Origin of the sequence: Halorussus ruber (assembly GCF_004765785.1) — an archaeon.
Taxonomy (GTDB): Archaea; Halobacteriota; Halobacteria; order Halobacteriales; family Haladaptataceae; genus Halorussus; species Halorussus ruber.
Genome location: NZ_SBIT01000001.1, coordinates 70,700 through 97,526, shown reverse-complemented (window position 1 = coordinate 97,526; position 26,827 = coordinate 70,700). Strand labels below are relative to the sequence as shown.

The following is a 26,827-nucleotide window of genomic DNA, read 5'->3' as shown; positions in this document are numbered from 1 at the left end:
AAGTCGAGGTCACGTCGGAGAGACGGCTCTGTTCGACAAGAATTTCGGGGAAAAGTGCCCGGGGAGGGCTCCGAACCCTCGATCTCCGCATGACCCAGGTACGAGGCTCGGCGGGCCTCTCGGGCATGGGAGGCTTCCAAGGCCTGAGCACCGAATCTCAGTAACCCTATGAGTGCGGCGCTATGTCCAGCTAAGCCACCCGGGCTCGATTTCGAGTAGGTGGGTGCTACTCTTTAAAGTTCTCATCTTCCGGCGATTCGTCACCGAGACGCATGGGGAATTTTCGTGGGAGAGATTCGTCGCGCTGCGCACCCGGCGGATTTAAGCAGGGGGGATAAACATACCTGAGCATGAGCGTTCCCGGCATCGTACAGTCCCGGCTAGACGGCGAACAGGTCGCGGCGCAGGTCTCGCTCGGCGGCGAGGACGGCCTCTACGTGACTCGAACTCGAACTCTCATCTATCGCGCGGACGGACTCCTGAGCGACGAATCCGTCGAGGAGTACCCCCACGAGGCGGAGCGCATCGAGATTTCGGAAGGGCGGCGCAAGTCGGCCATCAAGCTCGACTACGGCATCGAGGGCACCGAGAAGTTCAAGATTCCCTCCAATCGCCTCTACGAGGCCCTTCACCCCGTGCTGGCTGGCGTGTTGAACGCCGCCGACGTGACCGGTCCCGACGAGACGGTCAAGCAGACCTACCAGTTCAGCGAACTCACGCTGGTCATCACCAGCGAGCGCGTCGTCAAGCACGTCGGCGCGGCGGTCTGGGACGAGGACTACGAGGAGTTCCACTTCGACGACGTGACCGCCCTCGACGTCGAGGAGGGCAACGTCTCGTCCCAGATCATCCTCGAAACCGACGGTCGGCCCCAGCGCATCAAGACCCCGAGCGACCAGACCCGCGAGGTCCGCGAGCGAATCGAGCGCGCGCTGTTGGCCCACCACGACGTGAGTTCCTACGAGGAGTTCGCCAGCCAGCACGCCGAACCCGAGGAGTCCGGCGAGGCGGAGGGCGAGTCCGACGCCGAGAGCGAGGCCAGCGAGAACGACCCGCTGGCGGGCGGCGTGGACCCCATCGACGCCAATCCGCCGGAACTCGACGACGACGGCGCAATCGTCGAGGACGACGACAGCGTGACGACCGGCGAGCGCGCCGACGGGTCGGTCGGCGGCGACGGGTCGGTCAGCGCCGAGGAGGCCAGCGACGCGGCGGCGAAGGCCGCGGCGGCGAGCGCAGATGCAGATGCGAGCACAGGCACGGATTCCGGTGCAGACGCGAGCGTCAGCGACGATGCAGGCGCGACTGCCAGCACTAGCGCAGGCAACGCACGAGCAACTGCCGAATCTGCCGAGCGTGACGAGCGCGACGAGCGTGACGAGGCGGGCGACCCGAACCTGACCGACGACTCCGCGCGGGCGGGCAAAGCCACCGCCGGGACCACCGAGGACGCCGGAGCCACCGAGGAGGCGAACGGTGGCTTCGCCGACTCGGGCTTCGAGCCCGCGAGTTCGGAACTGGAGGCCGACGACACCGACGAGCAGTTGGCGGCGCTGACCGAGGCCGTCGAGCGCCAGAACGAACTGCTGGCCGAGCAACAGCGTACCCTCGAAACCCTCATCGAAGAACTGAGCCGCGGTCGGTAGTTCTCAGTCCCGCCCCGTGACCTTCCGGATGCACTCCGGGCCGAACGCGCCGTGTTCTCCGGCGTCGAGTTTGATGAAGTAGCCAGTCGAGATGCTCGCGCCGCACCGCCGACACGAGAAGTCGCCCTCCTTGGTGACGACTTCGCTCTGATAACTGACGTAGCCGCCCCCGGTCGTCTTGATGATGCCCTCCTCGCGCTCGATGTAGCCGCGCTTCTCGGCCTCGTCCAGAATCTTGCGGGTGGTCGCGGGGTGAGTAGTGACGGTCTCGATGCGGTCGACCGCCTCGGCGACCGTGAGTTCGGGGTGTTCGAGCTTCGAGAGGAGTTCGACGCCGAGTTCCACGGGGTCGGGGTCCGGACCCCTCTTCTCGTCTTCCGCCGATTGCTCACCTAGGTCGTCGGCCATCCCTTCCGAATCGCTCGCGGACGAGATTAAAAGTTGCGCGAGGGCCGGTCGAGTCGGAACCATATATAACTATGGATTTATAAAAAATATGTATTTAATTTCTTTGGCCATCTCTATATTGCTTTCCTGCCAGTAGAAGTCCGGCGAGCGCAAGGCCAGCGACCGCCGAAATCACCGAGAAGCCGGGAATCCCGATGCCGCCATCGGGGTCCTGCTTCGTCTCCGTCGCGGTCGAATCATCGCCGAGTGCTTTCGAGTTCGTTTCCTCGCTCACCTCGAACTGCAACGCGAGGTCGTCTTTCTTCTTGGCCATGTCCCGATGACCGACCGGGAAGTAGGTGATGGACGCTCGCACGGTTTTGGTGCCGAGGTCGTCGCTGTACACCTCGGTTCTGAATCCCTGAACCTCGCCGGGTTCGACTACGAAACTCGACGTGGTCTGACCGTCGCTGACGCTGACGCCATCGGGAAGGTGGAGAGTAATTTCGACCTGCGTCGGACACGTGTTCGCCACGCCGCTGGCAATCGAACCCGAGATGCGACCGGGGTCGTCCGGTGCGATGTTGGTGTCTCGGGTGTACAACCGGGCCGCTCGCAGCTGTGGTCCGTCATCCGAGGGGTCGCACGCCGCGGCCGCGGTGGTCGTCGCCGTCGTGGCCGCGGTGGCTGTCGTGGCGGTAGTCGATGCGGTTGTAGCCGTGGCGGTAGTCGATGCGGTTGTAGCCGTGGCGGTGGTCGATGTGGCGTCCGCTTCGGGAGCATCTTGGAGGATGACCCCCGTCGTCACGCCGGAGAACGCAACGGTTACGACCGCGAGTATCAGTAGTACCGATTTCAATCGCTTCATTGGGGGACGGTAGCTTCTCACGATACACTTGATTTACGATATATTCGTCCTGCACCGAATCCGTCGGAATGCACGTCGACAGGTCGCTGGACTCGCCTCTCCACAGTCGTTGCAGCCACCACCCCAACTGACGTCCAACGAGCGTGCATTCGTCCGAAGGTCGAGAACCCGGACCCAAAAAGAAGATACCGACCCAGCAGAAACCCACCCGCGATGGCCGACGTCGCGCGCCGACAAATCGCCGGACTCGCCCTCCTCGCGGTCGTCGCGGTCGCCAGCCTGCTCGCCGGTCCCGACCGACTGCTCGGGGTCGCCCGCGACCTCGCGGACCGCCCCGCGATGTTCGGCGCGCTCCTCGTCCTCGTCTACCTCGTCCGGCCGCTGTTCGCGTGGCCGACCACGCTGGTCGCCGTGCTGGCGGGCTACGCCTACGGTCCCGTCTGGGGGTTCCCCGTCGCCCTCGCCGGAACGACCGGGAGCGCGCTCCTGCCCTTCCTCGCCGCGCGATACGTGGGTTCGGGGTCGGGAGAGGGAAAGCGGTCAGGATGGGGGTCGGGACTGGTCGCGCGCCTCGGCGACTCCGGCGAGCGGTTCTTCGCCGCCGCGGGCGACCTCCGCGGGATGGTGGCCTCCCGACTCGCCCCCGCGCCCTCCGACCCCGTCTCGGCGGCCGCGGGCCTCTCGGGCGTCTCGACCGGCGCGTTCGTCGCCGGAACCGCGATCGGCGAGATTCCGTGGACCGTCGCGGCCGTGCTGGCCGGGAGTTCGCTCGACACGCTCTCGACGGCGGGCCTGAACGCGGTCAGTTGGGAACTCGTCGCCGCGGCCGCCGCCGTCGCCGCGGCGCTCCTCGCCGGGCCTGCCTACCGGGCCGTGAGCGTTCGGCGGTGAACATCTGGCCCCGAAATCACCGTCAGTAAAACGTGTCCGAGCAATCGTATACAACGCCGTGTTGCGGGCAGACGTACTTGCAATGGCGGGAGTACATCGGCTCTCCACAGATGGGACACGGGCGGCCGCCGTCTTCGCTCATACCCGAACCTCCTCGTTCACGTCCAAAAACCCCTCGCCAGCGAAATCGCTATTTCCCTCCCGATTCCCGCGCCGCACTCTTTTCCCTCACCCCGCGAATCATCGACACTCCACCCCACAGCCAAAGCACACCCGCGACTCCGACAACGAGGAGGTGCATCTCCGACACCCAGAACGGAATCGGGACGACGTGGCGCGCGCCAGCGAGCAGCGTCGAGAGGACCGGAATCCGCCCGTCGAGGAGTCCGCTCTCGGCCCGGCGGCCGGTTCGGTAGGGTTCTCCTCGGCGCTCGCCGTAGGGCACGCGGTCGGCCTCGTAGGGGAGCGAGGGGACGCGATAGCTCGCCGCCACCTGCCCGTCGCGGGTGATCTCGACCACGCGGTTGTTTCGGCTGTCGGTTATCAGGGTGTGGCCGTTGGGCAGGCGGTCGGCGTCGCGGGGCCAGTCGAGGTCGATGCCGCCAACCGTCGCCACCGACCACGCGACCTCCCACTCGCCGGTCGTCTCGTTCTCGTGGAGTTCGACCACGCGGTGGTTCTCGGAGTCGGCGACCAGCACCGCGCCCTCGCCGAGCCAGTGGGGGTTGTGCTGGCGGTTCAGCACGTCCGGGTCGCCGTCCTCGTTGATGACGTCCACGACGCCCTTCCCGCGCTCGACGACGACCAGTTCGTTCTCGTTGCGGACCGAGGCCAGGTACCGGCCCTCGCCGATGCGGTCCACGTCGTTGATGTGGAGCCAGTCGGTCTCGGTCGGGTCGGCGGGCGCGTCGTAGAACTCGCTGGCGTTCCACGTCCAGACCCGGTTACGGGTCCGGGGATTCAGGACGAAGAGGCTCTCGTACTCCATGTCGGCGACCAGCAGGTTGCCCGAGGGGAGCAGCTCGGCGTCGTGGACCTCGCTGTTCCTGCGGGTCCGGACCGGATAGCTCCACTCGTAGACGATTTCGGGGTCCCCGGCGGTCGGGGAAGACGGCGGTTCGATGGGAGGGTCGATGATTCGAACCCCGGTGCGCTTGCAGGGCGACTCGTAGGGGCCGCAGGCCCGCGGATACTTCGCGGCGTACGTCGCCAGCACGGACCCGTTTTCGAGGTGCGAGACGTCCTGATAGCTGATGATGTCCCCCAGCGACCACCGCACGTCTCCTCGACCGTCGAGCGCGGTCACGTTGCCGTTCGGTCCCGGCCCCTGCACGCCGACGAGCGTGGTGACGTTTCCGTCGAGGCCCCCGACGCTGGCGTCCGGCGCGAGCGCCCAACTGCCGCCGAACGCCGCGACGACGAGCAGGAGGCCCGCACCGACCAGTAGCGCTCCGCGTCGGAGCGAGCCAGCGTCCGAGACGGCGTCAGTCACGTCCTGCACGCGGACGCCTCCCGGTATCGAGACAGTCCACCCGTTCCCCAGTTGACACCCATGACCGACAGGTGGCTATGCTGTTCGGTCACGTAACGTCTCTGGCCGCAGAGCGAAAAATCGAGTGTTAGACCGAAGTTATTCGGTAGTCAGCACTCACTCCAGCCGCAGGACTCGCAGGTCTTGCAGCCTTCCGAATAGTACAGCGACAGCGACCCGCAGTCGGGACACTCCGGACTCTCGCCCGAGTCGATGATGTCCTGCTGGTCGGCCTCCTTGCTGGCCGCAACCGCGCCGCCGTCGGTTTCCGGACCGGTGTCAGCCTGCGCGTTCGCCGCGGCCTCGCCCTCTTCGACTTCCTCCTCGACTTCGGTGAGGTTCTGCTGCTGGGGGTAGGCTTTCTCGACTTCGCCGTCGAGGTACCGGCGCATCGCGGTGCCGATGGCGTCGGGGATGGAGTTGATCTGCTCGCCCTTGTCCCACGCGACCTTCGGGCTACGAATGCCCTGTAGCTCGTCGGCGATCTCCTCGGGGTCCACGCCCGACCGGAGCGCGGTCGAGATGGTCTTGGCCAGCGCCTCGGTGAAGGAGGCGGTGAAGCCGCCGGAGTTGCCGATGTTGGCGAACAGCTCGAAGGGTCGGCCCTGGTCGTCCTCGTTGATGTTGACGTAGAGCTTGCCGTACCCGGTGTCGATGCGCTGAGTGATGCCGTGAAGCACGTCGGGTCGGGGTCGCTTGCTGGCGTAGGGACCTTCGCCGTCCTCGCCGTCTGCGACTTCGAGGATGGATTCGACCTCGCGGTCGAGGGCGGCCCGGACGTCCTCGTTGTCGAGGAAGCCTTCGATACCGCCGAAGACCTCCTCGATCTGCTCGACCAACTGCTCGGCCGCTTCGGACTCGTCGGCGAACTCCTTGTTGTCGGCGCGGGTCGTCAGCACCTGCTTGGACCGAGTGCCGTCGCGGTAGACGGTCACGCCCTTGCCGCCGTTGTCGTAGATGTACTCGTAGACCTCGCGCATGTCCTCCTTGCTGGCGTCGTTCGGGAAGTTGCAGGTCTTCGAGATTGCCGAGTCCACGCCCTCCTGACAGGCGCACTGGACTGCGGCGTGTTCCTTGCCGGTGAGGTCGGAGGTCACGACGAACAGCTCGCCGATAGCGTCCGGCACGGTTTCGAGGCCCTCGACGCCGTCGAACTCGTTTGCCGCCATCTGGTCTTGGGCCTCCTGCTTGACCTCCTCGACGTCGATGTCGTTGTCCTCCAGCACGCGGAGGAAGTAGTCGTCGAACTCCACGAGCATCTCGTCGCCCTGCACGTCGTCGGAGACGTTCTTGTAGTAGGCGACGTTGTAGATGGGTTCACACCCGCCCGTGGTGTTGCCGACCATCGAGGTGGTCCCCGTGGGGGCAATCGTCGTCGTGTTGTGGTTCCGGACCGGGAAGCCGTCCTCCCAGTTGTCGGCGTCGAGGCCGGTCTGCTTCTCGAACCACTCGCGGTACTCGGTGGGGTCGGCGTACTTGCTGTTGTCCCACTCGTCGAAGGAGCCGCGCTCCTCGGCGAGTTCGTGGGAGGCCCACTTGCTCTCGTGGTTGATATAGCGCATCAACTGGCGAGCGATTTCGTTTCCGGCCTCGCTGCCGTACTCGACGCCGAGCTGGATGTAGAGCTGGGCCAGCCCCATGACGCCGAGGCCGATTTTGCGCATCTCGCGGACCTTCTGCTCGATCTTCTCGACCGGGAAGTCCGACATCGTGACGACGTTCTCGAGGAAGCGCGTGCCGTACTCGATGCGGTGGTCGAAGTCGTCCCACGCCATCGCGTCGGCGAGGAAGGCGTCTACTGCCTCCTCGAAATCGTCGTACTCGTCGCCGTGTTCGTCGTACCAGACGCGCCAGTCTGGGGCGTCTGTGTCGGCCAGCGTCGAGAGGTTGATGTGCCCGAGGTTACAGGCCTCGTACTCCTCCAATGGCTGTTCACCGCAGTTGTGAACGTTGACGAAGAGGGGTGGCCCATCCTGTTCACTAACATTGCCAGCGAAGAAGTTGTGATGTCTCGGAACGGTAATGTCGTACACGTCTTCCGTTCCGGCTTCCGTAATAGATTCAACGCAGACTGTTTCAAACCCATGTTCTGGAATGCCTCCGTTCTCTTGTGACCAAGTTAGCGTATCGCCACCATCGCTGAGGGTTTTGGGTTCGGTAGTGAAAGACCAGTTTCCGGATTCGTGGAAAGCAAGCTCATCACCTTGCTCAAGGTTTTGAGCCTCTACCCAGTCACCACTTTCCAACTGGACCTCATGATCTGGAGTGAGGCGGAGTTTTGTTCCTTTATCAGTGGTCAATTCAAGGATGTCTGCATCCTTCTTTGTAAGACGTGGATTAACTCCTCGTGCAGTCACTACTTCCCCATCATCAGTCAGTGCCAACAGTTCTAGTTCATTCTCATCTGTAAGCTCCGAAATTGGAACTGACACTTCATCACCAGCAACGGCGACTTCCATATCACCAGTCAAGCACGGATTAGTCGCCAGAATCTGGTGGTCGGGGTGTTTCTCCACGTCGAAGGAGTGCTCCTTGTTGACCCGTTCGAGGTAGATGACGCCGGGTTCGCCGTTCTCGTGGGCACCGTCCACGATGCGGTCCCAGACGAGTTCGGCCGGAACCGAAAGCTCCTCGCCGACCTCGACGTGTTCGCCGAGGCCGAACATCTCGTAGAGTTCCTTGGTGTGTTCGGTGGCGATGTGCGGCTCCTCCGTGCGAGGGTTGGTGAAGGTGAACTCCTCGCCGTTCTTGACCGCGTCCATGAAGTCGTCGGTGACGCCGACCGAGATGTTGAAGTTCGAGAGGTGACCCTCGGCGGCGTTCCGGAGGTGCTTGGGCACGCGACCCTCGTCGTCGATGAGTTCGCGGGCCTCTTCGAGGGCCTCCTTGAACGAGTTGTGGGTGTAGTCGTCGGGGTCGTTCAGGCGGAGGGTGTGCGCGAGGCTCACGTCCTTGTTCTTGGCGTGAATGAACTGGATGACGTCGGGGTGGGAGACGCGCATGACGCCCATCTGGGCACCACGCCGGGCACCGCCCTGCGCGATGGTCTCGCACATCTGGTCATAGGTCCGCATGAAGGTGATGGGGCCGGAGGCGATGCCGCCCGTGCTACCCACCGCGTCGCCGTAGGGTCGGAGTTTCCAGAAGGCGTAGCCCATGCCGCCGCCGGACTGGAAGACCTCGGCGGCCTCCTTGGCGGTCTGGTGGATGTCGGTGATGTCGTCGCCCGGCGAGTCCACGAAGCAGGCCGAGAGCTGCTGGAGTTCGTCGCCCGCGTTCATCAGCGTCGGCGAGTTCGGCATGAACGAGAGATCCTCCATCAGCGTCTGGAACTCCTCGCGCACGTCCTCGACGTGGTCTCGAATCTCGTCGGGGAGGTCCGGAACCACCGTCTCGTAAGCGAACTTGTTGACGTTGTAGATGGAGAGGGTGGTTTCGGCGTCGTCGTCGGCCGTGGTGCCCTTGCCGAACACTTCCGCGGCGAGTTCGTCGCGCCGAGGGTGGTCGGGCTTGAGCTGGTCGGGCGTGACCGTAATCTCCTCGTCGCGGTTCTCGGCCTCGTAGACGGCCTCGGCCAGCGCGATGTTCTCGGCGACGCGCGGGAAGAGGTCCTCCTGCTCCTCGATGAGGTCCCCGTCGGCGTTCTTCCGGAGGTAGCGCGCCGGGAGGATGTTGTGATAGGCGTTGCCGGTGAGCCGCTCTTCGAGCGTCTCGCCTTCGGTTCGCTTGATGGGGAGAGTGAGTTCGTCGGCCGTGAGTTCGCCCGCACCGCTCATGCGTGGGTCACCTCGGGTCTCTGTCTGTCGAATTCCGCTCCCGCGAGTGGTGTAGTTCGTATCATTCGTGACGGCGATTTCATTCTGAAGCCTCCGGTTTAACCTTTGCTGTCCCAGTTGGACTACTCCAATTTAATTTGCACTTTGATGCCTCTGGTCGAAATTAATCGCACCGGAATCCGACCGTATAAAAGGCGGATTCACGGCTATGGGTTGTCGCTCAAATGTATCACCCGCACCCTAATAAGAGTACCCAGACCGTGGCGAAAGTAGTCAGCCAACCGGAGGAGTACTTGAGTAGGCCCAACCTATCCGGCCGCCCGCCACCGGTTTCGGAACATGGCAGAATGTTAATCGGTCGATACGTTTACGGTGGTCGAGGAGCCTTGATTTTAGTATGAACATCGCACTCGCGGCGGGACTGCTCGCGTCGCCACTCGGGGAACTGCTGGTCGGCCTCGTCGCGCTCGCGGCCATCGTACTAATCGGGCGCATCGTCCTGAGCGTCGCGTGGAAACTGCTTCTGGTCGCTATCGTGGTCGTCGGGGCGCTCTACACGGCGGGCGTGTTGCTGTAGTCGAGCGCGTCGGAAAAGAAATAGAAATCCATTTATATAAAAAAATATTCCTTTAGGAAATAATATCCTGTCTTATCCCCGGACAGAGCGACCGCCACGAAGATTTAAATCTGAGCACGGGACCAACCTTTACCGGACGTTTCGCGCAGTTGTGGGCAGGGAGCTGGCGAGTCAGTCAGCAGTGTCGATGACCTCATCAACTGCCAGTCCGACTAACCTGAAAAGGCGGAGCCAATCGTAGTCCGAGAGACGAATCTACGCCACTTCACGGACGAAGTTCCGAATCACGTCGTGGCCGACCGCGGTTAGCACGCTCTCGGGGTGGAACTGGACGCACTCGATGGGATGCTCGCGGTGGCGCACACCCATCACCAGTTCCTCACCTTCGTGGTCGGTCGTCGCGGTCACCTCGAAGCAGTCGGGGACCTCGGTCGCAACCAGCGAGTGGTAGCGACCGGCGCGGAACCCCTGTTCCAGCCCCGCGTAGACGCCTCGCCCGTCGTGGTCCACGGGGAAGGCCTTGCCGTGGACTGGCTCGGGAGCGCGTCCGACCGACCCGCCGTAGGCGTAGACCGCGGCTTCCAGTCCGAGACAGACCCCGAGCGTCGGCACCTCGGGGCTGACCTCGCGGAACACGTCGAGAGTGACGCCCACGTCGCGCTCGTTCGCCGGGTGTCCCGGCCCCGGCGAGACCACGATGGCGTCCGGGTCGGCCTCCCGCACGTCGGCCAGCGAGGCCGTGTTGCGGACCACCTCCGTCTCGGCGTGTTCGCTCGTGTACTCCACGAGGTTGTAGGTGAACGAGTCGAAGTTGTCCACGAAGAGGACTTGCAGATCCTCGGCGGCGGGCGACTGCCTGCGGTCGCCCTCGACGCTCGCGGTCATCGACTCACCCCCGGCGCTTCCGTCTCGTCGGGGTCGGTGGGACGACGCTTGCGCGACTCTTCGATGCGGTCGAGAGCGGTCAGCACGCCGTCCATCTTCTTCTCGGTCTCTTCGTACTCTGCGCTGGGGTCGCTGTCGGCGACGATGCCCGCACCGGCCTGCACCGTGATGCGGTCCGGCGGAGAGGCATCTGCGTCCGACTCGATGGTCGCGGTCCGGATGACGATGGCGAAGTCGGCGTCGCCCGACCACGAGTAGTAGCCGACGCCGCCGCCGTAGAGGCCGCGCGCCGAGCGTTCGAGGTCGTCGAGGAGTTCCATCGCACGAATCTTCGGCGCACCTGAGAGGGTGCCCGCCGGGAAGGACGCACGAGTGGCGTCGAAGGCGTCCGAACCCGCGGCGAGTCGCCCCGTCACGGTACTCTCGATGTGCTGGACGTGGCTGTACTTGAGGACGTTCATGAACTCCTCGACCTGTACGCTCCCGGGTTCGCTGACCCGGCGCACGTCGTTGCGAGCGAGGTCCACCAGCATCGTGTGTTCGGCCTGCTCTTTCTCGTCGGCGAGCATCTCGCCCGCGAGGCGGCGGTCCTCGACCGGACTCGACCCCCGCGAGCAGGTTCCCGCGATGGGGTTCGCCATGACCTCGCGGCCGCGGACCGACACCAGCGTCTCGGGACTCGCGCCGACCACGGTCCGGTCGTCGTAGCCGAGGAGATACATGTACGGCGAGGGGTTCACCTCCCGGAGCGCGTCGTAGAACCCCAGCGGGTCCACGTCGCCCCTCAGCTCTCGCTTCCGGGAGACGACGCCCTGATAGATGTCGCCGTCGAGGACGTGTTCCTTCGCGGTGCGGACCGCCTCTTCGTACTCCTCGCGCGGGCCAGCAGTCTCCGACTCGCAGACGAACCCGCCGGTCTCGGGCGAACTGGCCGATTCGAGGAGGTCGGCCACGCGCTCGGCTTCCGCCCGGAGGTCGTCGTAGATTTCCGCGGGGTCGTCGTCCGGGCCGACCAGCGGCGTGAACACCAGCGAGGCGGTTCCGGCGCGGTGGTCGAACGCGACCGTCTTCGTGTTGAGGACGAACTGAGCGTCGGGGAATCTGGACTCCGGGCGCTCGACTCCTCGCTCGTCGAGCCAGAAGTCGTACACCGCGTCGTAGGCCAGAAAGCCGACCAGACCGCCCTCGAAGTGCTGGCGGTCGCCCTCGGGGAATCCGCGGCGTTCGGCGTCGGGCATGGCCGACCGTAGGGCGTCGAGCGCGTCGCCGGAGTGGTCGCCAGCGACGAATTTGGCGGCCCGGCCGCCGAGCGACTCGACGTTGGTCTCGTCGGGGGCGACTGTCACGACGGCGTCGGGGTCGTAGCCCACGTAGGAGTAGCGGGCGTGGCGGTCGCCGGACTGTTCGGCCGAGAACGCGCCGTCGGGGTCGCTGGAAGCGGTCTTCTCGGCGCTTTCGAGCAGGAAGGCGTACTCGGCGGCGTCCGCGTCGGTCGAGCGCCCGGTCAGCGCCGCGTAGGCCGACAGGGGCGTGGTCTCTACGTCGAGTTCGGCTTCGATTCGGACTACCGAGAGGTCGTCGCCTCCCGCGAGGTCGGCGAACTGCTTGCGTCCCGGCTTCATGGTGTCGGAGTCGAATACGCTCGTTTCGCGTTCGCCACGAAGTCGGCGACCGCGTCCGGGTCCTTACGTCCGGTCGTCGAGGGTGCTGTCTCGGACGCGTCGGTACCGCTCCGCTCGACGCCGCTGGCGACGTCCACGGCGAAGGGTTCGACCGAGCGAACCGCGTCGGCGACGTTGTCGGGCGTCAGGCCGCCCGCGAGGACGACCGGCGAGTCGAGGTCGGCGGCGAACTCGGTAGTGCGCTCCCAGTCGTGGGTGCGGCCCGTGCCGCCAGCGCCCTCCTCGTCCACGGAATCGACCAGTAGCGCGTCTGCCACGTCGTCGTAGCGCCGGGCGTCCTCGGGTTCCGCGGCGTCCACGACCTTGAGGACCTGCGCGTTCACGTTGGCGGTCAGGTACGCGATGTCGCCCACGCCGAGGTTGCCGTGGACCTGCACGGCGTCGGGGTCGACGGCGCTGGTGAGTTCGACAGCGCGCTCCGGCGAATCCGGCATCGTCACCAGCACGGTCGTCACGAACGGCGGGGCCGCCTCGGCGAGTTCGACCGCTCGCTGGGTGTCGATTTCTCGCGGCGAATCGACCGGCACGTCCACCAGCAGGCCGACGGCGTCAGCGCCCGCTTCGACCGCGACCCGCAAGTCCTCGCGGGCGGTGAGTCCGCAGATTTTCACCCGCGTCATGCTGGCACGGTGGTCCGGAGGCGTTCGAGGTGGTCGGCCGCCGCGCCGTCTTCGATGGCTTTCTCGGCCAATTGCGCACCGTCTTCGAGCGAGTCGGCCTCGCCAGCGACGTAGAGTGCGGCTCCGGCGTTGGCGAGGATGATGTCGCGCTTCGCGCCGGTCACGTCTCCCTCGACGATGCCGCGCATGTCTTCGGCGTTCTCCTCGGGGGTGCCACCGGACACGTCGGCGACGGGGTGGCGCGAGAGGCCGACGTCCTCGGGCGTGATGGTGTACTCCTCGATTTCGTCGCCGCGGACCTCGGCGGCGGTAGTCTCGCCGTGGACCGCGATTTCGTCCATGCCGGAGCCGTGGACGACCAGCGCGCGCTCGACGCTCATCTTGGAGAGCGACCGAGCGAGGACCGGCACGAGGTCAGGGTCGTAGACGCCGACGATTTGGGCGTCAGCGCCCGCGGGGTTGGTCAGCGGACCGAGGACGTTGAACACGGTTCGCATCCCGAGTTCCTTCCGCGGGCCGATGACGGCCTTCATCGCGGGGTGGAAGACCGGCGCGAGCATGAACCCGATGCCGTCGTCCTCGATGGCCGCCTCGACGGCGGGCGGTTCGGCCTCGACTTCGACGCCGACCTCCTCGAGTACGTCCGCGCTTCCCGACGACGAGGAGACGGAGTAGTTGCCGTGCTTGGCGACGGGGACGCCAGCGCCGCTGGCGACGATGGCGCTGGTGGTCGAGACGTTAATCGTGTCGTAGTCGTCGCCGCCGGTCCCGCAGGTGTCTACCAGCGGCGCTCTGTCGGGGTCGATGGTCCGCGCGGCGTCGCGCATCCCCTGTGCGAACCCGGCGATTTCGGTCTCGGTTTCGCCCTTCGCCCGGAGCGCCGAGAGGAGCGCGCCGATTTGGGCCTCGGTTGCACCCTCGAAGACGGCCGTCGCCGCCTCTCGCGCTTGGTCGAGCGTGAGGTCCTCCCCGTCGGTGACGCGTTCGATGTAATCTTGCATTCTAAATCACCAATGTACGTCTTAGTCTTATAATGAACACAATCGTACATCGACTTAAAGCTGTCGGGACTCCCGGTCGGATGTTGTTGAGGGGCTGGCGCTCGGTGAACTGTTCGGCCCGGCGCGCGCTGGCGCGGCGGCTCGTTCGCCGCGCCATCGTCGCGCGCGAGGTCTTCGGCGAAGCCGAAGGCTCGGCAGACGCGGGTTGTCTGCCAGTAGACGAGCATCGCACCGAGGAGCGAAGCGACGAGGGAGAAGCACAGGAGTTTGGGGAGGACGAGGTGCGGTCGCGGTGCGGGAGACGGCTTGGCTCGAGTCTGAGGCTATCTCCCGCTTCCAGACTGAATCTCTTCCGAACAACTAAATAAATGTAATTGCTTCTCTAAGCCATAAGTATATTTCTTAAATAAGGGTATTTATTTCTCCGGCCCTGAGTACTATCATAGCTGACGAGTTGAATCCAAAGCCCTTCTCTCGCCGAAACTAGCCGTTCTACCGGCCGAACGCCGCGCCGTTAGGCCGAACCTTCATTGTAAATCGCCGGACTGCGTCGGAATCCGAAAGGTTCAATTATCCCCGGGGCAAACGAAGAAATGCGTCCGAAGGAGGTCGCACCAACTTGGGTTTGTGGTCTAGTTGGTTATGACACCTCCTTGACATGGAGGAGGTCGGCAGTTCAAATCTGCCCAAACCCACTACCTTCAACCTTTTACCGCGTTTCAGAACTCCGAAGCCGTTGGCTTGGGAGTTGTTCACTTGTAAAACGTCGATAAAAAACGCCGGAAGACAACCCGCGTCTTCCGAGCAGGTAGTCGCTTCGCTCGCAGTCGTGTTGCTAGCCCGTAGTCAGTCGTGCAGTCTGCGCGACTCCAATCTCGACCTCGAAAAAGCGCCCAGCCACGACGCTACTCTGGTCGTGGGAAGGCGTTGAACGACTTTTCGACCGGCGAAAACGGGTCGTACACCGACTGGTGACACTAGCAGTACCCGCGTCGGTCGCGTCGAACTTCGAGGCGTCCCGCGAGGAGTTGAACCCCGGCGTGCAACAGAAGTGGGTGCATTTGTCGAGCCACGCGACGAAGTCCGACTCGGTGGCCGCGCGCAGAAACGCGCCGTGGTCGCTCTCGGCGGGCAGGTCCGACACTTTCGGCGAGCGAAGCACCTGCACCGGGAGCTTCTTGACCTCCTCGTCGCCCTCGGATTGGGAGCGCCACGTCGTCTGAGCGGGTTTGCCCGCGCCAGCCGACCCGATACCGTTGGTCCACTCCTCGTAGTCGGCGAAGTCGTCCACGTGGAGCTTCCGGCCCTGCTCGTGGTCGGCCTGCCACTCGTAGAGGCCGGGCTTGGACCGCAGGAAGTTGTCCTGGTCAGTTTCGGGGCGCAACCCTTGCGCGATTTGGACGCCGCAGTACTGGAACCACCGGCCGGTGTAGGTGACTCCGCCCATCTCTTGGGCGGTGTAGGTGAGCGTACTGCCGTCTTTCAGTTCCTTCTCCCTGACCTCGGGCCAGACGCCCTTCAGGTAGCCCTCGTCGTCGATGGTAAGCGGGACGATGGGCATCCCGCGCGGCGCGGGACCGTCGGTGTTCTCGATGCCGACGTACGTGGTCGGACCGCCGGTGCCACCGGCGGCGGAGGTCGATGCGTTCAGGACGGTCGTCGCGGCGGTGCCGACGACGCCTTTCACGAACCGCCGTCGGTCGTCCTCGGGCGGGTACTTGTCTGCGTCCATGGGACCGGTCGGAAGTACGTCTCCTCGAGTCGTAGCAGAAGTAGATAATGTCCAACAGCTTGGAATCGTCAGAGGAGTTATACCCTGACGCGTTCTACTGTCCGCCCGTTGGTAGTCGAGAACGGTCGCTGAGCGCGTTTCAGGCGGTCCCTGAAACCGAGTAGGGGACCGAAAACTACTCGATTCGGTACTCCGCGTCGCACATCGCCCGGAGTTGTTCGTAGGTCTCGTCGGCCACCGCGTCGTGGTTGGTGAAGTAGACTCCGTGGACCTCCTTCGCCCGCACCCTGTTCGAGAGCGTCTGGAAAAACCGGCACACGCGAGCGTCGTCGGCGTACATCAGCAGGACGCCGAGCGCGTCGATGACGACCCAACCGGACCCGGATTCGACGTGTCGAATCGCGTCCGAGAACCGCATGCCGAGGCCCGTCAAGTCGTCGGGGTTGACGGGGTCGGTCGTCCAGAGGTCGCCGTCGTAGTCGCGGGCCGCAGGGGAGACCGGTACGACACCCACGTTGGCGGGGTCGTGTCCGGCCCGCTCTACGCGCGCTTCGAGTTTGTTCGGGTGGTCGCGCGCCGAGACCACGAGGAGGTTGTCGAACGTGCGCGCGGGGAGGGCGGAAAGCGGGTCGGCCTCGGCTGGCGTCCGGACCAGCGTCTGGGTCCCCGCGGGAGCGAATGCGTCGTCCGTCGGTTCCACGTCCCCGAGGGAGGTCACTCCAGACCGCACCGCTTCTCGCATGGCTACGACTCCTGAATTTCCGGCGGTGTTTCACCCGCGGCGTCTGCGTGTTGGGCGTAGTAGGTGTGTGCGAGGGCGACTGCTCCGTAGGCGGCGACGATGACGGTCGCGAGAAGCACGTCCGCGACCAGCGAGAACGGCGGCAGTCCGAGCCACGCCCCCGTCAGCAGGCCGAGGCCCGCCACCGCGAGTCCGAGGTACCAGTTGCACCACGGGATGTCGGGTTGGGCTTCGAGATCGAGATACACGTCGAGTTGTTCGGCCGCCCCCGAGAGTTTCACGATGCCGCGATTCTGGTTGTACTCCACGATGCCCGCGTCGTCTAGTTTCGGCAGGTGTGACTGGTAGAGCGCGGTGTAGACTCGTTTACGCTCGGCCGCGGAAATTGCCTCCACCTCGATGTCGTTCTCCCACGCCGCCACTTGCTCTGCGAGTTCGGACAACTGCACCGTATCGTCCGCGCGTCGGAGGTAATGGAGGGCGTATCGTCGCCGGCGATTCTTGAGAACGTCGAAGACGAGGTCTCTAGAGAGTTTCTGTTGCACTTCCTCCTCGTCTTCGGACTCGACGATGTCAGAGACTTCCTCGGCCGCTACAGCCGTGTCCTGCTGGTCCGGAGTCTCCTCCGGTTCGGTACTTCCGGTTCCGGATGAGTCACCAATGGTGCTCATTAATATGCCACCCCTTGGTCGTAACCCAGCATGGATAGAACACATCGCCCGGATTAGCCTTTGTTATTCACCATTTACCCGCCGGAAACCGTTGCTTACGAACAGTTGCACGTCTGTTTCATCTCGCCGCCGTCCCGCGTTAACCGGGGCTTACCGGCCGCTCTCGGCGGTTTCAGTCCGAACGGTTCTCGCGGCCCCAGTTCTCGAGATTCGTGTGAATACCTAGCACGAGGGCGGGAACTACCACCATGAAGATGTGTTCCTCGATTGGGATTCCGAGGAGCTCGATACCGGTCCGGAGGGGGATGCTGAACACGCCGATATGGAGCGTGTACCAGTCCCAGACGTAGGCGATAGGATACAGTACCGCGATGGTCCGCCCGGCTTGAACCAGCGCATCGGCTCGATAAAGGAGTCCTATCGCAACCGCCCCCCAGACGACCTCCGTAGCGAGATACGTGTACTCGCCGAACACCGCGCCGATGTCGGGTACCACTCCCGGCCCTTGGCGCGGCAAGTATATAAAGCCCATCGCCGGTTGTCACCCGCTTCGACGCGCGATAACTTTCAAGGCCATCCGAGGAGTATCTTCAGGTACCGATGAACATCGCTGACATTGTTACGGCGGACTACACCGAACTAGAGGCCGAGTCGAACGTCGGAAAGGCCCGGTCCGTCTTCGAAGAGGAGAACCCCAAGGGCATCATCGTGACGCGCGCCGGAGACTACGAAGGCGTCATCACTCAGAAGCAACTGCTGCGCTCGCACATCGAGGACCACACCAAAGTCGAGACACTGACCAAACCCGCACCGAAAGTCGAGCGAACCGACGACGTCCGCGACGTGGCCCGAACGCTGGTCGAGGGCGGCACCAAGGTCGCGCCCGTCTTCGAGTCGGGCAACCTCTGGGGCGTCATCAGTCAGGACCTCATCCTCGAGGCCGTGCTGGAGAATCTCGACTCGCTGACGGTCGAGCAGATTTACACCGAGAACGTCGTCACCATCGCCGAGGACGCCACGCTCGGGCAGGCCATCAACCAACTGCGCGAACACGGCGTCTCGCGGCTCCCGGTCGTGGACGAGGATGGTTTCCTTACCGGCGTCGTCACGACCCACGACGTGGTGGACTTCGCCACCCGAAACGTCGAGAAGACCACGGTCGGCGACCGCTCGGGCGAGGGCGAGCGCCTGCTCGACCTGCCGGTCTACGACGTGATGTCGAGTCCCGCCGCGACGACCAACCTGAGCGAGAGCGTCAAGGACGCCGTCGAACGCATGTTGGAGAACGACTACTCGGGTCTCGTGGTCACCCCCGAGGACGACGACCGAGTAGTCGGCGGCGTCGTCACCAAGACCGACGTGCTGCGCGCGCTGTCGTACACCGAGGAGGACGTGATGGACGTGCAGGTCACGAACGTCAACCTGCTGGACACCCTCAGCCGGGAGTCGATTCGGGAGTCCATCACCGAGATTTCGGACAAGTATCAGGACATGCGGGTCCGCCACGCCCACGTCCGGTTCCACGAACACAAGGAGAAGCTCCGGGGCACGCCGCTCATCCAGTGTAAGATTCGCCTCCGCACCAACCGCGGGCAGGCCGCTGGGTCGGGCGAGGGCTACGGTGCCGAACAGGCGTTCGGTGTCGCGCGCGACAAACTAGAGCGCAACGTGCTGGAGATGAAGGGTGTCGAGAGCGACCGCGAGTACGAGGGGCAACTCCTCCGAAAGCTGGGCGAACTCTGAGCGGCAGCCGCTGACGGGCCGAGACGGACGACCCCCGGACGTTTTTCTGTATTTTCCGTACCTGCGAGTGCTATCGCCCGTCCCCACGAGTTGGGCCGCTGCGCGTCCACACCAGACAACTATCTATTCGTTAAACAAATATATCGAAGCAGTAAAGAAATGAATAGATATGTCTTGCGGCAGGCCCTGTGAAACGAGACTCCCGAAACCCACTCAGTTCTCGGGGCGCGGCGCGGCCTTCTGGAGGGCGGTCTCTGCGATGTTCCCGCCGTAGTCGGCGCTCCGGGAGAGCGAGTCAACGACCAGACTGAGTTGCTGGGCGCGCTGGGCGTCCATCTCGCGGATGAGGTCGTCCACGGCGCGGGTGTGTTGGTCGATGCCGCGGACACGCTCGCGGGCCTCGTTGCCGAGGCGAGTGGCCTCGTTACCGTCTTCTTCGAGGAGGGCGTCCATCGCCATCTCCACGATGTCGGCGGCCTCGGCGTGGAGGTCTTCGAGCGCCTCGGCGACCTCGTCGGGGACCTCCTCGAGGTTGAGGCTGAGTTGGCCGATTTTGGCGGCGTGGTCCGCGATGCGCTCCAGTTGGCGGGCGCTGGAGTGGTAGTCGAAACACGTCTCGCGGGGCAGGCCGATGTCGGCCGCGGTGCTGGGGTTGCGCAGCGCCGACCGGAACACGCGCGAGACCATGAACCAGAGGCGGTCGACGTCGTCGTCGCGCTCGATGACGTCCTTGGCGAGGCTGTCGTCGTTCTCGACCAGCGCAGTCACGGCGTCCTGAAGCATCGTCGCCGAGACCAGTCGCATCCGAGTGATGGCGTTGTGAATCGACAGTTCCGAGGAGTCCAGCAGGTCCTGCAGGACCACTCGGTCGCTGGTCTCCTCGATGACCTCCAGTCCGACGAGTCCCTGCGTGGCGTCACGGACCGTCCGTCGCTGGTCGGGGGTCACGCGGGTCGATTCGAGGTTGATGATGTCGAACCCGCTGACGTAGAGGGTGAACACCGTTCGCTTGAGTTCCGCTCCTTCGAGGTCGGTGATATCGACCGTCCCCTCGACCGTGTCCTCGGTCGTCCGGGGCGAGAGCAAAAGCGAGTCGCCCTCGGGATGAAATTCGACGCGGTTGCCCGCTTCGATTCCGTTCTCGGTCGCCCAATCCTTCGGAATCGAGACGGTGAACGTGGAGCCGCCGGTAACCTGGACCTTCCGCGTTTCCATGTAGGGAACGCGGCGGTGGGAGACAATAAATCTATTCCAATCTATATACGAATCTCTAAGCTTCGCAACAGGCCAGCGAATCGATGATGGGCGCTTGCCACGTCCCGTGGCGTCCTCCTCGTCTGACCGTCGTATCTGCCACCGTGTGGCACCTAAACACGGTTTGCGATTCGCGTTCGACCCGCGGAAACTTGAATACAGATGGATAAGTACGTCTATATAGAAATAATAGTAGGGTATTTACTTCGTCTTCGGCAAATCAATCCCAATGCGGGAAAGACCCTCTGTAGACCGTCGAACAATTCTCCTCGGAGGGGGCACCGCCATCGCGTCGCTCGCCGGGTGCGTCAGTACGAGCAAGACGCCACCGGGCAGTCGTGGGGAAGCGACGACGACGGAGGAGTCCAACAACTCGTCTTCGGACCAGCTGAAGGCGGGGGGCTCCTCTACGGTGTACCCGATAACGAGCAAAGCCGCGTCGGTGTGGAACTCCAACCCACCGGCCGACGACGAGGAGTACTGGGGACCGAGCAACTACGGCATCGACACGGACGAACGACTGGCTAATTACTGGGCGAACAAGTACGAGAAGTTCGAGGCCGACGGCTCGAACCCGCCGTTCAAGGTGACGGTCGGCCTGAGCCACTCCGGCACCGGACTGGAGAAGCTCAAGAACGGCCTCGTGGACATCGGCAACGCCAGCGCGTCCGTCTCGGCCGAGTTCCCCGACGCCAGCGAGGAGGAACTGGACAAGTTCACGAACCACGTCGTCGGCGTGGACGCCCAACCCATCGTCGTCAGCAAGGAAATCTACGAGGCGGGCGTGAAGAAACTGACCGCCGAGCAGGTCCGGAAAATCTATCAGGGCGAGATAGAGAACTGGTCGGAAATCGACGCCTACGACGGCGAGGACAAGGACATTCAGGCTATCGGCCGCGCCGAGGGGTCGGGCACCGACACCGCCTTCCGGTCGAACATGCTCGGTGGCCCGGACGCCTCGATGGGCGGCGTGGACGTGCGCAAGGGCCAGAACCAGCAGGTCAAGACCATCGTCGCAAACTCGAACAACGCAATCGCCTACATGGCGCTGGCGTTCCTCACGTCCGAGACGCCGACCGTCAAGCTCTCGTTCGACGGGAAGGTGTACGAGCGCGGCAAGAACCTCTCGGAGAAGGGATATCCCCTCTCGCGTGACCTTCACTGCTACACCTACGACGGAACCTCCGAGATGGAGGCGGCCTACCTCCGGATGCTCATCAGCGAGTTCGGCCAGAAGAAGTTCGTCGAAACGTCGGGCTACTCGATGCTGACGGAGAAACGGCGAAAGAACCAACTCGACAAGCTACCCGACGCCAAATGATCGGAAGCATCGATACCCGCGTTCGGTCCGCACGAACGACCGTCGAGGACATGGACCGCGGGGCGCAGTTCGTCGACGGCGTCGCGGTCGCGTCGGTCCTCGCCGCGCTGGCGGCGTTCCTCGTCGCGCCAGCCTACACGGTGTTCCCCCTGCTCGCCTTCTTCGGGGTCACCGCCTACGGCTGGAAGTCTCACCAAGCGAACACCGCCAAGCTCCTAATGTTCCTGATGACGGCCTCGACCATCGTCATCCTCGGACTCATCACGGTGTATCTCGTCCTCCGGTCGCTTCCGATATTCCAGGCGATGGGTCTCGACCTGCTACTCAAGACCAACAAACCGCTCTGGAGCACCAGCGAGGGCGTCTACTCGCTGGTTCCGATGATGTGGGGGACGTTGGTGACGACGATACTGGCGATGGCCATCGCCGCGCCGCTGGGCGTGGCTGGCGCGCTGTTCATCAGCGAAATCGCGCCGAGTTGGGCGCGCGAAGTCATCAAGCCCGGCATCGAAATTCTGGCTGGCGTCCCGTCCATCGTCTACGGGTTCATCGGCTACACTATCATCAACACGTACATGATGGAGGAGTTCAAGCTGGCCAACTTCGGGAGCCTGTTCGCGGCCGCGCTGGTCATCGGCGTGATGTCCCTGCCGACCGTGGTCTCGGTCGCCGAGGACGCAATCGACAGCGTGCCCGAGTCGATGAAGAGCGGGTCGCTGGCGATGGGCGCGACCGACTGGCAGACCATCAAGAGCGTCACCATCCCGGCGTCGTTCTCGGGCGTCTCGGCCGCGGTCCTGCTGGGCGTCGGTCGAGCAGTCGGAGAAACGATGGCCGTGACCGTGATGTTGCCCCACCAGCAAGTACTTCCCGACCCGATTTACGACGTGTTCGCGGGAACCGAGACGCTCACCAGCCTCATCGCGGGCCAGTACGGCATCGCCAGCGGCGACCAGATGTCGGCGCTGTTCGCGGCGGGCGTGGTGCTGTTCGTGACGGTCCTCGGACTCAGCATCGGGTCGCAACTCATCGAGGCGCACATGGAGCGCAAGCTGGGTGGTAGCCAATGAGCTACGAGACGAACGACCTCGTGACCGAGGAGTCCTCGCTGTCCGAGCGAGTCGCCGCGGCCGTCGTGGGTCTGAACGTCCTCTCGGTCGTGATGGGCTTCGCGGCCGTCTTCCAGTGGACCGAAGTCGAGAGCGAGTTCTTCGGCGTCAGCCTGTTCAACCTCTACGGCTTGGCGCTGGTGGCGACCGGCCTCGCGGTCATCGCGCTCGGCGTCGTCTCGCGGGCTGGCCTCGTGGACACGACGCCCGACCGGAGCGCCGGACTCCTGACCGGCGGCCTGTTCGGCCTCATCGGGGTCGTGACCGGCGGCCTGTTCGCCTCCCAGACGCTCGGCTTCGGCGTCTTCGGCTGGCTCCCGATTGCGCTGCTGTTCGGCGTCGGCTTCGGCGTCGTGACGGTCCTGCCCCGCGAGGACATCGGTTCGACGCTTCCCGCGGGCGCGCTGTCGATTGTCGTCGGCGCGCTGTTCCTGCTCAACGTCGTCACGACCGAGTGGGAGTGGGAACCCGAGGGCTTCTCGGCGGCGTTCACCGGTCCGGTCGTCGGCCCGGTGCTGACCATCTTCGCAGGACTCGTCTGCGCGTGGGCCGCGGCGAAGGCCCACGAAGGCTTCGGCACCCGCGGGCGACAGGCCGGGGCGTACCTGCTCGTCGGCCTGAACGCCTTCGGGATGCTGGGGGTTCTCCTCCTGCTCATCCTGTTCGTCGCCGGAAAGGGCTGGAGTCGGATGGTCGAAGGCGTCAAGTTCGGCCTGTTCAGCGAACCCGCCTTCTGGTTCCAGATGCCCGGCCTCGACCAGTACGTCGTCTTCGAGATTCCCGGCGTCTGGTTCTACTGGCCGTTCACGATGAACGGCTACTCGCTGTCGAAAGACGTGATGAACGGCGTCCTGCCCTCCATCGTCGGGACGGTCTGGCTGGTCATCGGCGCGGTGCTGTTCGCGGTCCCGCTCGGCGTCGGCGCGGCGGTGTTCCTCACCGAGTACGCCGAACAGGGCGGGTTCACCCGCGCGGTCGAGATTGCGACCAACGGCCTGTGGAGTACGCCCAGCATCGTCTACGGCCTGTTCGGCTACGCATTCCTCGTGCCGCGACTCGGCAACACGACCTCGCTGCTGGCGGGCCAGTTGGTTCTGGGCTTCATGCTCCTGCCGCTGGTCCTCATCACCAGTCGGGAGGCCATCAAGACGGTGCCCAAGGAGTACCGGGACGCCAGCGCGGCGCTCGGCGTCAGCCAGTGGGAGACCATAAAGAGCGTCGTCCTCCCGGCCGCGATGCCGGGCGTCATCACGGGCGTCATCCTCGGCGTCGGCCGCATCGCGGGCGAGACGGCACCCATCCTGCTGGTGGCGACCGGTAACCTGCAGGCCAGTCGCGGCCCGCAGGTGCTGACGAACTTCCACTTCACGTCGAGTCCGCCGTTCGTGGCGAACCCGGCGCTGCTGGACAGTATCAGCGCCCTTCCCTACAAGCTCTACGCGACCATCACCGCGGGCGTCGTCAGTTCCGACCCCGCGTTCGGATGGGCCACCGCGCTGGTGCTGCTCATCGTGGTGCTGTCGTTCTACGCGGTCGGTATCGTCTCTCGAATCTACTTCCGGAGGAAACTCGAACAATGAGCAACGCAGAATTCAAACAGAGCGAGCAAGCGAGCGAACAGGCGACCGACGAACAGTCCGCGAGCCAGTCGATGACGGTCAGCGGGGAGAGCCAAGAGCAACTCAAAGACGAGTGGACCGACTACCAGTTCGACGGCGCACCCAAGATTTCGGTCGAGGACCTCGACGTGTTCTACGGCGACGACCACGCCATCCAGTCGGTCTCGATGGACATTCCCAAGAACAGCGTCACCGCACTCATCGGTCCCTCGGGCTGTGGGAAGTCCACCTTCCTGCGCTGTCTCAACCGGATGAACGACCGCATCAACTCCGCGCGCGTCGACGGCTCGGTCGAAATCGACGGCGAGGAGATTTACCAGGACGGCGTCAACCTCGTGGAACTCCGCAAGCGCGTCGGCATGGTGTTCCAAGCACCCAACCCCTTCCCGAAGTCGATTCGGGACAACATCGCCTACGGCCCGCGCAAGCACGGCGACATCAACGACGGCCTGCTCGACAAACTCCTCGGGCGCGCCGAACCCGAGAAGGAGGACGAAATCGTCGAGCGCTCGCTCAAGCAGGCCGCCATCTGGGACGAGGTCAAGGACCGACTCGACGACAACGCCCTGGGCCTCTCCGGCGGGCAACAACAGCGCCTCTGCATCGGTCGCTGCCTCGCGGTCGACCCCGAGGTCATCCTGATGGACGAACCGGCCTCCGCGCTCGACCCCATCGCCACCGCCAAAATCGAGGACCTCATCGAGGAACTTTCCGAGGACTACACGGTGGTCGTCGTCACCCACAACATGCAGCAGGCCGCCCGCATCTCCGACCAGACCGCGGTCTTCCTGACCGGCGGGGACCTCGTGGAGTACGGCGAGACCGACCAAATCTTCGAGAACCCCAACAGCCAGCGCGTCGAGGACTACATCACGGGTAAGTTCGGATAGAAACTTTTGCTGCGCTCGGAAGCGCCGTAGGCGCTTCCTCGCTGGCAAAACTTTCATGAAAACCACGGCGTCACCCCCTCACGAGCGCCTTCGGCGCTCGTTCGAGGGATTCCTTGGGCCGCTCGCTCACGTTCGTTCGCTCGCGGTAGATTTCGTTGTTCTGCGGTGGATTGCTGAGATTCCGGAACTGTTGGAAACTCGACCGAGCGAATCACTGGTCGCGCCAAATTCGTCGCCCGACGCATCGACACGCCAATCACGCACTCAACCACACCGACACGAACTCATCCCTCATGCCACGAACCGGATTCCAAAACCGACTCGAATCGCTCCGCGAGGCCGTCCTCGGGATGGGCGACCTCGTCGTCTCGCGCCTCCGGAAGGGACTGGTCGCGCTCGACCGGCAGAACCACGAACTCGCATGGGACGTCATCGACGGCGACGAGGAGGTCAACCGGCGGTATCTGGAGTTAGAGCAGGACTGCATCGACCTGCTGGCGCTCCAACAGCCGGTCGCGGGCGACCTGCGGTTCGTCGCGGCGTCGTTCAAGATTATCACCGACCTCGAACGGGTCGGCGACTTGGCGGTCAACCTCGCCGAGTACGCCCTCTACGCCGACCAAAAGGTGTTCGAAGGGGTGAACCTTCGGGACGTCGGCGAGCGCGCAGTCGAGATGGTCGAGGCGGCGCTGACCGCCTACGCCGACGAGGACGCCGTGGCCTGTGTCGCGCTGGCCGACCGAGACGCCGACCTCGACGCGACCTGCGAGCGCGCCAGCGAACTCGTCGTCCGGGACCTCATCGAGACCGAACTCGGCGACGATGCAGACAACGAGGAGGTCGAGTTGCTTCTACAGGACGTCTCGCGGGTCCTGCTGACGATTCGTGACTTGGAGCGCGTCGGCGACCACGCGGTCAACGTCGCGGCCCGGACCCTCTACATGGTCGAGACCGACGACCGACTCATCGAGTAGTGTCCGACGCCCGTCAGCTAGCGCGGGCGAAAGGTACAACAGGGGGACACACCCATTCGTAGGTATGCCCCGAGAGGACTATCAGCAGAAGCTCACCGACCTCCGCGAGAACGTCCTCTACATGAGCGAGGTCGTGATGGAGCGCCTTCGGATGGGACTCGACGCCCTCGAACAGAAGGACGACGACTTGGCGTGGGAGGTCATCGACGGCGACGAGGAGGTCAATCAACTCTACCTCGAACTCGAACAGGACTGCATCGACCTGCTGGCCCTCCAACAGCCGGTCGCGGGCGACCTGCGATTCATCGCGGCGTCGTTCAAGATTATCACCGACCTCGAACGCATCGGCGACCTCGCCACCAACCTCGGCGAGTACACCCACGAGGCCAACCACGACGTGTTCCCCGAGGTGGACATCCAGGAACTCGGCGCGCTCACCCTCGACATGATAGACGACGCAATGACGGCCTACGCCGACGAGGACACCGACGGCTGTTACAGCATCGCCGAGCGCGACGACGACTTGGACGAACTCTGCGAACGCGCCAGCGAAATCGTGGTGCGGGACCTCATCGAGACCGAACTGGAGAACAACACCGAGGAGGAAGTCGAGCAACTGCTGCAGGACGTCTCGCGGCTCCTCCTGACAGTTCGGGACTTGGAGCGCGTCGGCGACCACGCGGTCAACATCGCCGCCCGGACCCTCTACATGGTCGAGAACGACGACGAACTCATTTATTAGCTACCACTTTTTGCTGCACTCGGTCGCGCAAGCAGCGGGCTTGCACTCTTTCGCTGGCAGAACCCACCGGAAGGCACCTTGCGTCTTCCGAGCAGTCGGTCGAAACGAACGCCCACGCCGACCGCTGGTCTCCTCGAGCGTCGGCCCGACAGAAAGAGACCTATAC

At 64.2% G+C, this 26,827-nt stretch carries 24 protein-coding genes and 2 tRNA genes; 11 read left to right on the top strand and 15 right to left on the bottom strand.

Features of this window, described 5'->3' with window-relative positions:
* Positions 1-55 precede the first annotated feature (55 nt).
* Positions 56-205: transfer RNA gene (locus EPL01_RS05020), tRNA-Met, on the bottom strand.
* A 145-nt stretch (positions 206-350) separates the two neighbouring features.
* Between EPL01_RS05020 and EPL01_RS05015 the strand changes: the two genes are divergently transcribed.
* Positions 351-1,646 (top strand): DUF7115 domain-containing protein, encoded by a 1,296-nt coding sequence (locus EPL01_RS05015; protein ID WP_135824166.1) that lies wholly within the window; start codon positions 351-353, stop codon positions 1,644-1,646.
* A 3-nt stretch (positions 1,647-1,649) separates the two neighbouring features.
* On the opposite strand, the gene EPL01_RS05010 is transcribed toward EPL01_RS05015, so the two are convergent.
* Entirely contained in the window at positions 1,650-2,054 is a 405-nt protein-coding gene (locus EPL01_RS05010) for a DUF5830 family protein (RefSeq protein WP_135824165.1), read from the bottom strand.
* A 94-nt stretch (positions 2,055-2,148) separates the two neighbouring features.
* Entirely contained in the window at positions 2,149-2,901 is a 753-nt protein-coding gene (locus EPL01_RS05005) for a hypothetical protein (RefSeq protein WP_135824164.1), read from the bottom strand.
* A 213-nt stretch (positions 2,902-3,114) separates the two neighbouring features.
* Between EPL01_RS05005 and EPL01_RS05000 the strand changes: the two genes are divergently transcribed.
* Positions 3,115-3,792, top strand: coding sequence for a TVP38/TMEM64 family protein (locus EPL01_RS05000; RefSeq protein ID WP_135824163.1), 678 nt, complete (start codon positions 3,115-3,117; stop codon positions 3,790-3,792).
* 22 nt (positions 3,793-3,814) lie between these two features.
* On the opposite strand, the gene EPL01_RS22540 is transcribed toward EPL01_RS05000, so the two are convergent.
* From EPL01_RS22540 to EPL01_RS04990, 3 genes are all read right to left on the bottom strand, one after another.
* Positions 3,815-3,934: an HVO_2523 family zinc finger protein gene (locus EPL01_RS22540; RefSeq protein WP_303646384.1), complete on the bottom strand. Its 120-nt coding sequence runs from the start codon at positions 3,932-3,934 to the stop codon at positions 3,815-3,817.
* A 48-nt stretch (positions 3,935-3,982) separates the two neighbouring features.
* The gene (locus EPL01_RS04995; protein WP_246045631.1) at positions 3,983-5,293 is read right to left on the bottom strand and encodes a hypothetical protein; all 1,311 of its coding nucleotides are present in this window, start codon (positions 5,291-5,293) and stop codon (positions 3,983-3,985) included.
* 140 nt (positions 5,294-5,433) lie between these two features.
* Positions 5,434-9,099, bottom strand: a complete 3,666-nt coding sequence (locus EPL01_RS04990; protein WP_135824162.1) for a TSCPD domain-containing protein — start codon at positions 9,097-9,099, stop codon at positions 5,434-5,436.
* A gap of 397 nt (positions 9,100-9,496) precedes the next feature.
* On the opposite strand from EPL01_RS04990, the gene EPL01_RS04985 reads away from it, so the two are divergent.
* Positions 9,497-9,676: a DUF8029 family protein gene (locus EPL01_RS04985; RefSeq protein WP_246045630.1), complete on the top strand. Its 180-nt coding sequence runs from the start codon at positions 9,497-9,499 to the stop codon at positions 9,674-9,676.
* Between the two features lie 255 nt (positions 9,677-9,931).
* Here the strand turns inward: EPL01_RS04985 and trpG are convergent, their stop codons facing one another.
* The 4 genes from trpG to trpD are packed head-to-tail and all read right to left on the bottom strand — an operon-like array spanning position 9,932 to position 13,864.
* Complete coding sequence (gene trpG / locus EPL01_RS04980; protein WP_135824160.1) at positions 9,932-10,561, bottom strand: anthranilate synthase component II; 630 nt, start codon at positions 10,559-10,561, stop codon at positions 9,932-9,934.
* The gene (gene trpE, locus EPL01_RS04975) at positions 10,558-12,183 is read right to left on the bottom strand and encodes an anthranilate synthase component I (RefSeq protein ID WP_135824159.1); all 1,626 of its coding nucleotides are present in this window, start codon (positions 12,181-12,183) and stop codon (positions 10,558-10,560) included. Before trpE ends, trpG begins: the two co-directional genes overlap by 4 nt.
* Positions 12,180-12,863 carry a phosphoribosylanthranilate isomerase gene (locus EPL01_RS04970; protein WP_135824158.1) on the bottom strand — a complete coding sequence of 228 codons (684 nt, stop codon included), beginning with the start codon at positions 12,861-12,863 and terminating at the stop codon, positions 12,180-12,182. Before EPL01_RS04970 ends, trpE begins: the two co-directional genes overlap by 4 nt.
* Positions 12,860-13,864: an anthranilate phosphoribosyltransferase gene (gene trpD, locus EPL01_RS04965; RefSeq protein WP_135824157.1), complete on the bottom strand. Its 1,005-nt coding sequence runs from the start codon at positions 13,862-13,864 to the stop codon at positions 12,860-12,862. Before trpD ends, EPL01_RS04970 begins: the two co-directional genes overlap by 4 nt.
* Positions 13,865-14,485: 621 nt before the next feature.
* Here trpD and EPL01_RS04960 point away from each other — a divergent pair.
* Positions 14,486-14,559: transfer RNA gene (locus EPL01_RS04960), tRNA-Val, on the top strand.
* Between the two features lie 140 nt (positions 14,560-14,699).
* On the opposite strand, the gene EPL01_RS04955 is transcribed toward EPL01_RS04960, so the two are convergent.
* The 4 genes from EPL01_RS04955 to EPL01_RS04940 form a co-directional block, all read right to left on the bottom strand.
* Complete coding sequence (locus tag EPL01_RS04955; protein WP_368279087.1) at positions 14,700-15,596, bottom strand: beta/alpha barrel domain-containing protein; 897 nt, start codon at positions 15,594-15,596, stop codon at positions 14,700-14,702.
* 175 nt (positions 15,597-15,771) lie between these two features.
* The gene (locus EPL01_RS04950) at positions 15,772-16,338 is read right to left on the bottom strand and encodes a DUF7504 family protein (protein ID WP_135824156.1); all 567 of its coding nucleotides are present in this window, start codon (positions 16,336-16,338) and stop codon (positions 15,772-15,774) included.
* 2 nt (positions 16,339-16,340) lie between these two features.
* Positions 16,341-17,009 (bottom strand): DUF7344 domain-containing protein, encoded by a 669-nt coding sequence (locus EPL01_RS04945; protein ID WP_210424076.1) that lies wholly within the window; start codon positions 17,007-17,009, stop codon positions 16,341-16,343.
* A gap of 172 nt (positions 17,010-17,181) precedes the next feature.
* Positions 17,182-17,505, bottom strand: coding sequence for a lycopene cyclase domain-containing protein (locus tag EPL01_RS04940; protein ID WP_135824155.1), 324 nt, complete (start codon positions 17,503-17,505; stop codon positions 17,182-17,184).
* A 104-nt stretch (positions 17,506-17,609) separates the two neighbouring features.
* Here EPL01_RS04940 and EPL01_RS04935 point away from each other — a divergent pair, with 104 nt between their 5' ends.
* Positions 17,610-18,752: a CBS domain-containing protein gene (locus EPL01_RS04935; protein ID WP_135824154.1), complete on the top strand. Its 1,143-nt coding sequence runs from the start codon at positions 17,610-17,612 to the stop codon at positions 18,750-18,752.
* Between the two features lie 213 nt (positions 18,753-18,965).
* Here the strand turns inward: EPL01_RS04935 and EPL01_RS04930 are convergent, their stop codons facing one another.
* On the bottom strand, positions 18,966-19,967 hold the full coding sequence (locus tag EPL01_RS04930) for a phosphate signaling complex PhoU family protein (protein ID WP_135824153.1): 1,002 nt from the start codon (positions 19,965-19,967) through the stop codon (positions 18,966-18,968).
* 268 nt (positions 19,968-20,235) lie between these two features.
* On the opposite strand from EPL01_RS04930, the gene EPL01_RS04925 reads away from it, so the two are divergent.
* The 6 genes from EPL01_RS04925 to phoU (EPL01_RS04900) all read left to right on the top strand — a co-directional run bounded on the left by EPL01_RS04925 (position 20,236) and on the right by phoU (EPL01_RS04900) (position 26,661).
* Positions 20,236-21,327: a PstS family phosphate ABC transporter substrate-binding protein gene (locus EPL01_RS04925; RefSeq protein WP_135824152.1), complete on the top strand. Its 1,092-nt coding sequence runs from the start codon at positions 20,236-20,238 to the stop codon at positions 21,325-21,327.
* The gene (pstC, locus tag EPL01_RS04920) at positions 21,324-22,397 is read left to right on the top strand and encodes a phosphate ABC transporter permease subunit PstC (protein ID WP_135824151.1); all 1,074 of its coding nucleotides are present in this window, start codon (positions 21,324-21,326) and stop codon (positions 22,395-22,397) included. Before EPL01_RS04925 ends, pstC begins: the two co-directional genes overlap by 4 nt.
* Positions 22,394-24,016 (top strand): phosphate ABC transporter permease PstA, encoded by a 1,623-nt coding sequence (pstA, locus tag EPL01_RS04915; protein WP_135824150.1) that lies wholly within the window; start codon positions 22,394-22,396, stop codon positions 24,014-24,016. Before pstC ends, pstA begins: the two co-directional genes overlap by 4 nt.
* A 71-nt stretch (positions 24,017-24,087) precedes the next feature.
* Entirely contained in the window at positions 24,088-24,945 is an 858-nt protein-coding gene (gene pstB, locus EPL01_RS04910) for a phosphate ABC transporter ATP-binding protein PstB (protein ID WP_394346242.1), read from the top strand.
* A 293-nt stretch (positions 24,946-25,238) separates the two neighbouring features.
* Positions 25,239-25,919: a phosphate signaling complex protein PhoU gene (gene phoU / locus EPL01_RS04905; protein WP_135824148.1), complete on the top strand. Its 681-nt coding sequence runs from the start codon at positions 25,239-25,241 to the stop codon at positions 25,917-25,919.
* A 64-nt stretch (positions 25,920-25,983) separates the two neighbouring features.
* Entirely contained in the window at positions 25,984-26,661 is a 678-nt protein-coding gene (gene phoU / locus EPL01_RS04900; RefSeq protein WP_135824147.1) for a phosphate signaling complex protein PhoU, read from the top strand.
* The last annotated feature ends 166 nt before the right edge of the window (positions 26,662-26,827 follow it).

Bases quoted from the DNA above. Each gene is read 5' to 3' on its own strand.
- pstC (WP_135824151.1), top strand. From the start codon at position 21,324: ATGATCGGAAGCATCGATACCCGCGTTCGGTCCGCACGAACGACCGTC.
- EPL01_RS04925 (WP_135824152.1), top strand. From the start codon at position 20,236: ATGCGGGAAAGACCCTCTGTAGACCGTCGAACAATTCTCCTCGGAGGG.
- EPL01_RS04950 (WP_135824156.1), bottom strand. From the start codon at position 16,338: ATGCGAGAAGCGGTGCGGTCTGGAGTGACCTCCCTCGGGGACGTGGAA.
- EPL01_RS04970 (WP_135824158.1), bottom strand. From the start codon at position 12,863: ATGACGCGGGTGAAAATCTGCGGACTCACCGCCCGCGAGGACTTGCGG.
- EPL01_RS04990 (WP_135824162.1), bottom strand. From the start codon at position 9,099: ATGAGCGGTGCGGGCGAACTCACGGCCGACGAACTCACTCTCCCCATC.
- EPL01_RS04985 (WP_246045630.1), top strand. From the start codon at position 9,497: ATGAACATCGCACTCGCGGCGGGACTGCTCGCGTCGCCACTCGGGGAA.
- trpG (WP_135824160.1), bottom strand. From the start codon at position 10,561: ATGACCGCGAGCGTCGAGGGCGACCGCAGGCAGTCGCCCGCCGCCGAG.
- EPL01_RS05005 (WP_135824164.1), bottom strand. From the start codon at position 2,901: ATGAAGCGATTGAAATCGGTACTACTGATACTCGCGGTCGTAACCGTT.
- pstB (WP_394346242.1), top strand. From the start codon at position 24,088: ATGACGGTCAGCGGGGAGAGCCAAGAGCAACTCAAAGACGAGTGGACC.
- pstA (WP_135824150.1), top strand. From the start codon at position 22,394: ATGAGCTACGAGACGAACGACCTCGTGACCGAGGAGTCCTCGCTGTCC.
- trpD (WP_135824157.1), bottom strand. From the start codon at position 13,864: ATGCAAGATTACATCGAACGCGTCACCGACGGGGAGGACCTCACGCTC.
- phoU (WP_135824147.1), top strand. From the start codon at position 25,984: ATGCCCCGAGAGGACTATCAGCAGAAGCTCACCGACCTCCGCGAGAAC.
- phoU (WP_135824148.1), top strand. From the start codon at position 25,239: ATGCCACGAACCGGATTCCAAAACCGACTCGAATCGCTCCGCGAGGCC.
- EPL01_RS04930 (WP_135824153.1), bottom strand. From the start codon at position 19,967: ATGGAAACGCGGAAGGTCCAGGTTACCGGCGGCTCCACGTTCACCGTC.
- EPL01_RS05015 (WP_135824166.1), top strand. From the start codon at position 351: ATGAGCGTTCCCGGCATCGTACAGTCCCGGCTAGACGGCGAACAGGTC.
- EPL01_RS22540 (WP_303646384.1), bottom strand. From the start codon at position 3,934: ATGAGCGAAGACGGCGGCCGCCCGTGTCCCATCTGTGGAGAGCCGATG.
- EPL01_RS05010 (WP_135824165.1), bottom strand. From the start codon at position 2,054: ATGGCCGACGACCTAGGTGAGCAATCGGCGGAAGACGAGAAGAGGGGT.
- EPL01_RS05000 (WP_135824163.1), top strand. From the start codon at position 3,115: ATGGCCGACGTCGCGCGCCGACAAATCGCCGGACTCGCCCTCCTCGCG.
- EPL01_RS04945 (WP_210424076.1), bottom strand. From the start codon at position 17,009: ATGAGCACCATTGGTGACTCATCCGGAACCGGAAGTACCGAACCGGAG.
- EPL01_RS04935 (WP_135824154.1), top strand. From the start codon at position 17,610: ATGAACATCGCTGACATTGTTACGGCGGACTACACCGAACTAGAGGCC.
- trpE (WP_135824159.1), bottom strand. From the start codon at position 12,183: ATGAAGCCGGGACGCAAGCAGTTCGCCGACCTCGCGGGAGGCGACGAC.
- EPL01_RS04955 (WP_368279087.1), bottom strand. From the start codon at position 15,596: ATGGACGCAGACAAGTACCCGCCCGAGGACGACCGACGGCGGTTCGTG.